The 7,741-nt window shown below is 36.6% G+C and carries 10 protein-coding genes; 6 read left to right on the top strand and 4 right to left on the bottom strand.

Annotation, left to right across the window (positions count from 1 at the left end; genetic code table 11):
* The first annotated feature begins 112 nt into the window (after positions 1 to 112).
* Genes C8N47_RS19165 through C8N47_RS18445 form a run of 3 tightly spaced genes read left to right on the top strand, consistent with a single transcriptional unit; the run spans position 113 to position 835 of the window.
* On the top strand, positions 113 to 382 hold the full coding sequence (locus tag C8N47_RS19165) for an aspartate/glutamate racemase family protein (RefSeq protein ID WP_407944153.1): 270 nt from the start codon (positions 113 to 115) through the stop codon (positions 380 to 382).
* Positions 372 to 575, top strand: coding sequence for a ferredoxin (locus C8N47_RS18440; protein ID WP_107824053.1), 204 nt, complete (start codon positions 372 to 374; stop codon positions 573 to 575). The genes C8N47_RS19165 and C8N47_RS18440 overlap by 11 nt, the downstream gene beginning before the upstream one ends.
* Entirely contained in the window at positions 572 to 835 is a 264-nt protein-coding gene (locus C8N47_RS18445) for a DUF2024 family protein (RefSeq protein ID WP_107824054.1), read from the top strand. Before C8N47_RS18440 ends, C8N47_RS18445 begins: the two co-directional genes overlap by 4 nt.
* 18 nt (positions 836 to 853) lie before the next feature.
* Here the strand turns inward: C8N47_RS18445 and C8N47_RS18450 are convergent, their stop codons facing one another.
* From C8N47_RS18450 to nrfH, 4 genes are read right to left on the bottom strand one after another with little or no spacing between them, the layout of a single operon-like run.
* On the bottom strand, positions 854 to 1,639 hold the full coding sequence (locus C8N47_RS18450) for a cytochrome c biogenesis protein (RefSeq protein WP_107824055.1): 786 nt from the start codon (positions 1,637 to 1,639) through the stop codon (positions 854 to 856).
* Entirely contained in the window at positions 1,639 to 2,859 is a 1,221-nt protein-coding gene (locus tag C8N47_RS18455; protein ID WP_146161577.1) for a cytochrome c biogenesis ResB family protein, read from the bottom strand. Before C8N47_RS18455 ends, C8N47_RS18450 begins: the two co-directional genes overlap by 1 nt.
* An 11-nt stretch (positions 2,860 to 2,870) precedes the next feature.
* On the bottom strand, positions 2,871 to 4,370 hold the full coding sequence (gene nrfA, locus C8N47_RS18460; protein WP_107824057.1) for an ammonia-forming cytochrome c nitrite reductase: 1,500 nt from the start codon (positions 4,368 to 4,370) through the stop codon (positions 2,871 to 2,873).
* Positions 4,371 to 4,388: 18 nt separating this feature from the next.
* The gene (gene nrfH / locus C8N47_RS18465) at positions 4,389 to 4,973 is read right to left on the bottom strand and encodes a cytochrome c nitrite reductase small subunit (RefSeq protein WP_107824060.1); all 585 of its coding nucleotides are present in this window, start codon (positions 4,971 to 4,973) and stop codon (positions 4,389 to 4,391) included.
* Positions 4,974 to 5,240: 267 nt separating this feature from the next.
* On the opposite strand from nrfH, the gene C8N47_RS18470 reads away from it, so the two are divergent.
* Genes C8N47_RS18470 through C8N47_RS19045 form a run of 3 tightly spaced genes read left to right on the top strand, consistent with a single transcriptional unit; the run spans position 5,241 to position 7,284 of the window.
* Positions 5,241 to 6,764, top strand: coding sequence for a PepSY-associated TM helix domain-containing protein (locus tag C8N47_RS18470; RefSeq protein WP_107824058.1), 1,524 nt, complete (start codon positions 5,241 to 5,243; stop codon positions 6,762 to 6,764).
* A gap of 38 nt (positions 6,765 to 6,802) precedes the next feature.
* The gene (locus C8N47_RS18475; protein ID WP_107824059.1) at positions 6,803 to 7,141 is read left to right on the top strand and encodes a cupin domain-containing protein; all 339 of its coding nucleotides are present in this window, start codon (positions 6,803 to 6,805) and stop codon (positions 7,139 to 7,141) included.
* Positions 7,142 to 7,158: 17 nt separating this feature from the next.
* Positions 7,159 to 7,284, top strand: coding sequence for a hypothetical protein (locus tag C8N47_RS19045; protein WP_281257144.1), 126 nt, complete (start codon positions 7,159 to 7,161; stop codon positions 7,282 to 7,284).
* Positions 7,285 to 7,741: the final 457 nt, after the last annotated feature.

Raw genomic sequence — 7,741 nt, forward strand, 5'->3', positions numbered from 1 at the left:
CTTAAATTCTTTGTCAAACTTCTTTCTCATAGGACTCATAATATAGGTAAATAAATTATACTTAACCTACCGTCCAGTCAAATGTAGCAGTTCCAATCTGCACAATATTGAAATAGTAGTTCCTGATGAAAAGCAAATAGAGATTATTAACCAAAGATTATTTAACGAACTTGAATTAGGAATATTTAAAGAAGCAACTAGGTTGGAAATACTTGAAATAATCAACAAATTGAAGAGACAATATGAAGTTGACTCTGTAATTCTAGGCTGTACCGAATTTCCATTAATGTTTACCGAAGACAATTATCTGGAATTACCCTTTTTAAATACAACCAAGATACATGTAGATGCAATAATCAAAACCTGTTTAAATGGCAATTGATAAGGTATGGCGTGACGATGATATTAACACATGTGTAGCCTGTAAAATATGTCAATCTTTCGCCCCCCGAGTCTTTAAAGTATTCGATAAGATGATTGTGATGCCTGGTGTTGATTACGATAAATATGAAAATGAAATACGTGAGGCTGTTGAAAGTTGCCCCACAGGAATAATTAAAATTGAACATAAATGAAAGTAGCTGTTTGGGATACATATGTGCAACGTACCGATGGGAAAAAAATGCACTTTGATATTATTGTACCGGAGAATGTAAAGGATTCTAATGTGATATTTCACTATGGACATGAATACCTTAAATACAAAGATGTTAAATCGAAAAAAGTTACCACAAAAGAATGTGAGTTTTGCCATATTGAGAATGCTACGCAAGAAGTTATCTCAGATATAGAATCTAAGGGGTATCATATTGTTGAAATGGAAAATTGTATTTGAAATAAAAGGCGCATCTGTTTAACTCGAATAAACATGCACACTATTCTGTGCTGCCGGAAGGTAGTTTATGCCAAACCAACAAATTAGCAGAACAACAAAAGCTAACATTAAAATCAGAAAAACGCTTTTGTGGCTTAAATTACTTTTTATCCTGAAATGAATGTAAATAAGGTAAACAGCCCATGTGAGAAATGCCCATGTCTCTTTGGGATCCCATGTCCAATAATGCCCCCAAGCTTCTTTTGCCCATAAAGCTCCGAAAATAAGTCCTAACGTAAGAAAGCCAAAGCCTATATAAACGATGTTATCTGTTTTAAGTACAAAATCTTCTTTCAGGTTACCTTTTCTAATAGCATATAATCCTTGCAATCCGAAAAGTGCAGATAAGCCCAATAGAGCGTAGGCAATCATGTACACAATTACATGAGGAACAAACCAAATGCTTTGCAATGCAGGCATGAGTGTTTTACTGTGAATATCAGGATTCAGGTAGTTCAATAACAAAAACAGAATAGCCATACCAAGTGAATATATAAGCATTAACTTGATTTTCCATCGCTTAAATATTACATAGCCTGAAATTGCCAGGAAAAATGAATACCAAAGTCTTGTCTCTCCAAGAGTTCTTAATGGAGGGCGTTGAAGATTTGCCCAAAGCAAAATAATAAATACAGCCAAACTTAAAGTACCAAGGATTGCTGTCAGGTTGGCGATTTTGCCCGTCTTGTCTGAAAGTGATGCACCAATAGCCAAAATCCATGTCACTAACGAAATAATTGCGAATATCTCAAAATTATACCACATTACATGTCCTCCTTTCTTTTCCCTGTCCAGATTAGATAGAAAGTTCCTGCAATGAGTAAGAAAAATCCCCAATATACGGATGGCAACCAAGGGTCTTTAACCAGTTCCAAAATGCTTTTTGTTGACCAACGTCCCATTGTTTCATCATAACTTGTTTGATAGATCTTCCATCCGGCAATCTTGATTGGTTTATTTACTTCATTGATGGTATCATATACAGCTCCGGCTTTTTCATAAACCGTTATTTCAGATAGGAATCGTTTCGCTTCTGGTTTAGTCATAAGCATTATTGTGCTTGAATCAATCTGATGCATTTCCTGACGATACAGAATGCTTGGACTTGAAATCCAAATCGTATCAACTTTTTCATTATAGGACTTCAGAATCTTTAAGGATTGAGTTGCCCCCATACCCAGAACAGGTTCAAACCTATTCATAACAGGAGCTGAACTCATTAATAGTTTATCAATCTTAAAATCAAAATCCTTATAGTTGAATTGTAAGCCCTCGTGTGGGTCTATCATTAAGGGTTTGTTGTTTTGGTTGATTATTTCTCCTGTACTGCTTTCCACAAAAGCAATTTTTGCCGGGTATTCTTCAATGGAGAAGTCTCTTAGCTTTATAGCAAAATTTAATTCTTCTGTTCTATTTCCGTTTTCAATTCCGTACCAGGTAGTTTTACCTTCCTCAAGATACATATTCAGTTTTTGTATGTCTCCTGCACCTAAATGAGCTGACGCAATACACAACCACAAACCGAAATGGTTTAAAAAGAAACCGACATTCCTCTTGGAAAGCTTTGTGATGCGTTTAATGGTCACTGTTCCAAGTATGATTAAAAAGAAAACTACTCCAATTGTATAAGTCCAGCTCGATGTAACATCATACAGAAAGAATAAGGAATCTGATGGTTTTTGCGGAATTAAGGCTAGCAATAACGAAGGTACTACGAATGAAGTAATCCCGGCAATTGATGCCGGAACACTATAAAACCATTTGAAAACCGCTCTTTTTTTAGATAACAGATATAGCAATAACGATAAATTTGCTAATAGTGCTATTGAAACAAAGTTGGCTGGCCAAGATATTTTAGGCGCAGTAGTACCTGTTATAAATTCAATTCCTAATGATGCCAAAAATAAGGCAAAAGCTATTAAGAAGCTTTCGGGATACTTCCAGGGAAGCACCCATAAGCTCTTTTTTTCTTTAGTATTTTGCAAGGTAATTTATTCTAATATTTCGATTCTCTTTGACTGGCTTCTTCAAGCCATTGTGGAACTACAGTTCCTAAAAATTCTTCTTTGTCAGAATTTAGTTTAGCCATATCTAAACCAATATATTTCTGGGCTTTCGCTTTGGTCGAAATATCAGGCATTTCAACTTCTTTATTATGTCCAAGGTGTGCCAATAACCGAGTAAGCTTAATTCTTGCTTCTTGTGCAATATTGATACCCGATGAAACAATACGACCTGTTTCAACAGGTGAGTGGAATGATGCACCGTGAGCAGCGACAGAATAATCCCAACGCCATTGAGCATGTCGAATATCCATAAGTATTGCTTGCATTTGTTCTTCATTCGCACCTTTATCCCATGCTGCTTTAGCTTCTACGTGTGCTTTAACCAATAAATCTTCTAGAATATTTACATTTTCTTTAATCTTATCCTGACGAGAATATACATCGGCAATGAGTTTATGAGCCTCTTCACGGTGACAAACCTGACATGAATTGGCGACATTATTAAGAGGACTTTGAATGTGATGGTCTGTAAATTTCACACCACCTTGGCTTTTATATGGCATGTGACAATCAGCACAAGATACACCACGTTCTGCATGCACTCCTGTTAAGTAAGTTTCATAACCTGGGTGTTGGGCTTTTAACATAGGGGCTTTACTCAGTTTATGTGTCCAATCAGCAAATTCCATATCATCGTAATAAACCTCCATTTGTTCTACAGACATTCCATTATCCCAGGGGAAGGTTAAATATGGAACACCTTCAATTTTCTTTTTATTGAAATAATATTCCACATGGCATTGAGCACAAACCAGGCTTCTCATTTCCTGATGTGTAGCTTTTGTAATATCCTTTCCTTGTCGCTCAAACGCTTCAATTAATGCAGGGCGAGAAATGCGTAGTTGCATAGTATTTACATCGTGGCAATCGGCACAACCAATTGGATTCACAATTTCAGCTCCCCACTTTTCCCATGAACCTTTATAGAACTCTGCAATTCCAACTTCATTCATCATTCTTGGAACATCGGGGCTTTTACAAGTCCAACAAGTATTGGGCATAGGGCTTTTTACACTATCATTCGGTGCTCCTGTTCTAAGAATATTACGAACATCTTCTACTGCATAATAATGTCCTCTCCCTTGGTTATATTCTTTTGAAAAACCATATCCTGCCCAAAGAACAACCATTCTTGGGTCTTCCTCTAATTCATCAATTGTAGCAGAACCATTGTATTTACTTCTAAAGATGGTGTCAGAGGTTTGATAATAAGATTCAAACTCACGAGGAAAGTTAGCTCCCCATTTTTCGTTACGTGGTTCAAACTGAGAAAAATCGTTTTTGGGTGCATAGGCAAACACCGCTTCACTTCTTCTTTCTACAACACTCGATGCTAATAATCCTAAAAGGAATACAACTACAATAGTTCCAAGGAAAAGAACCCAACCTTTCCAAGGTTTTTCTTTGATTTGTTCGCTGAATGATTTCATATCTTTAGTTCTATGTTATTATTCTGTTTCTTCTAATGCTTCTTTTAACCAATCGGGCACTGGACTTTCGGGTAACGGCACTTTAGCGTTAGGTGTACTCGAAAGGCTGTTGACTCTGCCATGAGGAACTTCACGATGGCATTCCCAACAAGTTCTGTCAGTTCTGTCAGAATGAAAATCGGCATGAATGGTATTCATTTTTGCATCGGTAATAAGGTTACTATGGCAACGAATACAATTTTGTTGCACTACATGATGACCTTCTTCTTTTATTTGTATAACCTGTGGCTCGGCACGCATTGTAAAGATTGAAGCGTGTCGCATTCCATCTTTTCCTTTGAAATAATATTTATTGAATACATTATTGTGAGGTACATGGCAATCGTTACAGTTTGCCCATTCACGATGAGAACTGTGCATCCATGTAGCATATTGCGGAGCCATGATGTGGCAATTTACACAGGTTTTTGGGTCATCGGAAAGGTAAGATGATGCATTGGAGACATAGAATAGAAAGAAAAAAAGACCTAAGAGAATTGCTGAAACGATAATGACAGGTATCTTCCATTTATCAGGAGGTAAAATCTTTTTCAATATGCTCATAGCCTCAAATTTCGTTTTTACATTAAACAATCCTCCCCACAAATTCATTATTTCAAAACAATGAATACTCAACCTTCTAATGCAAATATATGTTACCAAGAACAAAGAAGCTGTACCATATGTTACAGCTTGCAATTTTTCTGTTTTTTAATATTGCATTAGATAAATTTAAGAAATTTTCAAGAAACAGAAATAACAATATTTATCTTTTAAGGCATATAAGCAATTGTTATTTAGATAAAAACAAACTCTCAGATAGATTACTTTATGGGAAAACTTTATAAGAAACTACATAAATGGCCAGGGCTAATCATTGCCTTTCTGCTACTATATTTCTCGGTTACAGGCATCATTATGAATCATCGTGAATTCTTCTCAGGTTTTGATATTTCACGTAACAACCTTCCAAAAGAATTCCGTTATCAGAATTGGAATAATAGTGCAGTAAAAGGTAATATTATTTTAAATGGCGATAGCATTTTAGTATATGGTAATATCGGGGTATGGCTTACCGATTCAAATTTTACTGATTATAGTTCATTCAATAATGGTTTCCCAAATGGAAGCGATAACCGTAAGATTTTTGACCTGCATCAATCAAATGACGGAAATCTATATACAGCAACGCAATTTGGTTTGTTTGCTTTTAGTAAGGAGAAAAAGCAATGGATAAAGTTTGAATTGGATGTTGACATTAAACGCTTTGTGGCTATTGAATGTGTCAACGATACGCTCTTTGTTTTAAATCGTTCCTATTTATTTAAAGGTAAGTCGGAAGGAATAAATACCCAATTTGAGAAAATTGAACTCAAAAAACCACGAGATTACAAAAATGAAGTTTCGCTTTTTGAAACCATGTGGCAGATTCATTCAGGAGAGATTTTTGGGATTCCCGGAAAGCTATTTGTTGATGCTTTGGGGATAATAACCATTTTCTTATCGCTGACAGGAATTATTTATTTCTTTTTCCCCGGATGGATAAAGAGAAGAAAGAAGAAAACGAAATCAGTCACATCAATCGTAAAGACTAACCGATGGTCATTAAAGTGGCACAATAAAACAGGAGCCTGGTTATTTGCGTGTTTGATAGTCTTGTTTTTTACAGGTATGTTCTTGCGCCCTCCGCTACTTATTGCAATTGCGTATTCAAAAGTAAGCCCTGTAAAATATTCTCATCTCGACCAGCCTAATCCCTGGTACGATAAATTAAGGGATATAAAATTTGATAGTGAACGAAATGAATTCCTATTAGCAACCTCGGAAGGAATCTTTTATATGGATAAAGACAATCTTGCACCAATTGCTTTTAAAATTCAGCCTCCTATAAGTGTTATGGGAATTAATGTTCTTGAACCTTTTAATGATGGAGCGTATATTATTGGTTCGTTTAACGGTTTGTTTTTATGGCATCCGGCTCATCCTGAAATTTATAATTATGCCCAGGGTAAATTACATGTTGGCAATACAACAGGCAGACCTATTGGTGATTTTAAAGTTACAGGATTAGTAACGGATTTGGGAGGTAAGCAATATATGATAGACTACGATAAAGGTGCAGTTCCTTTATATCATGAAATGAAATTTCCTGAAATGCCTAAGAATGTTCTTGAAGAATCAAAAATGTCACTTTGGAATTTTTCGCTCGAAATTCATACAGGACGTTTCTTTCGTTTTCTTCTTGGTGATTTTTATATCCTCTTAGTTCCTTTATCAGGATTGGTAAGTGTTCTGGTTGTATTGAGCGGTTATTTGCTTTGGAGAAAGAAGTTCAGGAAACCTAAAACCCGGTAAATTGTTGTAACTTTTATAAACATTAAAAATATATAAAAATGATTTCAAGAAGCTATAAAACAGAAGAATCGAAAGAGAATCCACATAAGGTTGATGTAAAGCAGTTGTACAATAAGGAATCTGCTCAAGTAATGCACATTACCTTACAACCAGGCGAAACTTTAAAGCCTCACAAAACACCAGTTGATGTAACCTTTTATGTGTTGGAGGGAACTCCAACGGTACATGTAGGTGATGAATCGGTGGTGTTTGAAAAAGATACCTTGATTGAAAGTCCTGCTGATATTGTTCATTATTTGAGCAATGAAGGAACAAGCCAAGCCAGAATATTGGTTACAAAAGCACCAAGACCAACTTCTCAAACCAAGCTTTTATAAACTAAAATCCAATTGTCATGAGCGAATTAATCAATAACTCAAAGTATCGCAAAGAGCGATTAAAAGAACTTATTCTAAAACTACACGAAGGAGAATCGGCAGAAGCTGTAAAAAAAGAACTGGTTGAAACACTTAGCCTCTAATCAAGCGTTGCTTGCATACGCTTGGTATTGGAGGCTTTGTTGAACTAAACACTGCCCCTGGCTTAACCGACTGTTAATTAACTATTTTCGGATAGTGTTTTCAATCGGTTTTTTGTTTCCCTTTCGGAAGGCGTTTGGGGTGGTATTGTTGGCCTTTCAAGCCCGGTTTTGGCTGCAAAACCGACTATGCCGGCCAAATAGCTTCTGCTTTGACCCTGTTTTCGGCAGCAAGGGGCTCCTCTGGGCAGGCGGTTTTGGCGACCGGACATAGCTTTCCCATTTACGCTCCGGGGCGTATTTCGAAAAGATCCACAAAACACCGTCATTGGCCCATTCCGGCCAATGGATTTACAGGCGGCGCCCGCTTTCCGGGATAAGTTTCCAGCAGCAGTAGTTCGCCGCCACAATCCTTACACTTCAGCACCGAGCGCTCTCCAAAGCGCAGCTCCAGGATCTG

The organism is Mangrovibacterium marinum (genome assembly GCF_003046625.1).
In the GTDB taxonomy this organism is placed as follows: domain Bacteria; phylum Bacteroidota; class Bacteroidia; order Bacteroidales; family Prolixibacteraceae; genus Mangrovibacterium; species Mangrovibacterium marinum.